Origin of the sequence: uncultured Mycobacterium sp., from assembly GCF_964249325.1 — a bacterium.
In the GTDB taxonomy this organism is placed as follows: domain Bacteria; phylum Actinomycetota; class Actinomycetes; order Mycobacteriales; family Mycobacteriaceae; genus Mycobacterium.
This window is the reverse complement of the sequence record NZ_CAXUCH010000411.1, coordinates 1-2,087: the sequence shown is the minus strand read 5'-3', so window position 1 is coordinate 2,087 and position 2,087 is coordinate 1. Positions and strand designations below refer to the sequence as shown.

The 2,087-nt window shown below is 68.5% G+C and carries 1 protein-coding gene; it reads left to right on the top strand.

The genetic code is table 11. The annotated features are described in order from the left end of the window. On the top strand, window positions 1-2,087 hold a 2,087-nt coding region (locus ACFE99_RS25250), incomplete at both ends, for a condensation domain-containing protein (protein WP_375489639.1).

The following is a 2,087-nucleotide window of genomic DNA, read 5'->3' as shown; positions in this document are numbered from 1 at the left end:
GGCGGTGGGGCAGCGGTTGCCGGGCTATATGGTGCCGGCGGCGGTGGTGGTGATCGAGGCGTTGCCGTTGACTGTAAAAATAAAGTTGGATAGGCGGGCCCTGCCGGCGCCGGACTATAGCGATGCCGATCATTATCGGGCCCCGTCCAGTGCGGTGGAGGAGATCCTGGCCGACATCTACGCGCAGGTGCTGGGCCTGCAGCGGGTGGGGGTGGATGAGTCGTTTTTTGCGTTGGGTGGGGATTCGTTGTTGGCGATGCGGGTGGTCGCCGCGGTCAATGCCGGTCTGGGGGGCAACCTGTCGGTGCGTGCGGTGTTTGAGGCGCCCACGGTGGCCCAGTTGGCCACCCGGATCGGTGCCGAGGGGGGTGGGCTGGAGCGGTTGAGGCCGCTGCCGCGCCCGGCGGTGGTGCCGTTGTCGTTTGCCCAGCAGCGGTTGTGGTTTATCGATCAGTTGCAGGGGCCCTCGGCGATTTATCACATCGCGGTGGGGTTGCGGCTTTCTGGGCGCCTGGATGCGGGTGCGTTGGGTGCGGCGTTGGCCGATGTGGTGGGCCGCCATGAGAGTTTGCGCACGGTGTTCCCGGCGCCGGGGGGGATTCCTCGGCAGGTGGTGGTGCCGGTGCAGCGCGCTGATGTCGGCTGGCAGGTGGTGGATGCCGGCGGCTGGCCGCAAAGCCGGCTGGGCCAGGCCATCGACACCGTGGTGCGGGAGCCGTTTGATTTGGCGGCTGAGATCCCGTTGCGGGCACGGCTTTTCACCGTCGGCGATGAGGAGCATGTGTTGGTGGCGGTGGTGCATCATATCGCCGCTGATGGCTGGTCGATCACCCCGTTGGTGCGTGATTTGGGGGTGGCCTACGCCGCCCGGTGTGCGGGGCAGGCTCCGGGGTGGGCGCCGTTGGCGGTGCAGTATGTCGATTACACGTTGTGGCAGCGCGCGCAGTTGGGGGAGCTGGCCGATCCCGACAGCCGCATCGCCGGGCAGCTGGCCTATTGGGAGCAGGCCTTGGCGGGGATGCCTGAGCGCCTTGATCTGCCCACCGATCGGCCCTATCCGGCGGTGGCTGATTACCGCGGCGCCAAGATGAGCGTGGACTGGCCGGTCGAGCTGCAGCAGCGGATCGCCCAGCTGGCCCGGGCGCATCAGGCGACCAGTTTCATGGTGGTGCAGGCCGCGTTGGCGGTGGTGTTGGCCAAGCTGGCCGCCAGTGTTGATGTGGCGGTGGGGTTCGCGGTGGCCGGGCGGGGGGATCCGGCGCTGGATGAGGTGGTCGGGTTTTTCGTCAACACCGTGGTGTTGCGGGTGGATCTGGCCGGTGATCCCACCATCGGCGAGGTGCTGGGTCGGGTGCGGGCGAACAGCTTGGCCGCCTTCGAGCATCAGGATGTGCCCTTTGAGGTGTTGGTGGAGCGGCTCAACCCGGCCCGAAGCCTGGCCCATCACCCGCTGGTGCAGGTGATGTTGGCGTGGCAGAACTTCGCCGGGCAGCAGCCCGATCCGGCGGCGATGCGGTTGGGCGATGTGCAGGTCAGCCCGCTGCCGGTGGATACCCGCACGGCTCGGATGGATGTGACGTTTGCGTTGGGCGAGCGGTGGGGTGAGGCCGGTGAGCCGGCCGGGATCGGCGGGGAGGTGGAGTTTCGCACCGATGTGTTTGACGCGGCCAGCATCGAGACGCTGATCGAGCGGCTGGGGCGGGTGCTGGTGGCGATGACCGCCGATCCCACCCGGCGGCTCGCCTCGATAGATCTGCTTGATGAGCGCGAGCACGCCCGCCTGGATGGGTGGGGGAATCGGGCGGTGCTGGACCGGCCGGCATCGGCGGGGGTGTCGATTCCGCAGTTGTTCGCCGCGCAGGTGGCCCGTGCCCCGGAGGCGGTGGCGCTCAGCTGCGGAAATCGTTCGTGGACTTACCGCGAGGTTGATCAGGCCTCCAACCGGGTGGCGCACCTGCTGGCCGGCCACGGGGTGGGCCCGGGTGCGCGGGTGGCGTTGTTGGTGGAGCGCTCGGCGGAGGCGATCGTGGCGATGCTGGCGGTGCTCAAGACCGGTGCGGCTTATGTGCCCATCGACCCGGCACACC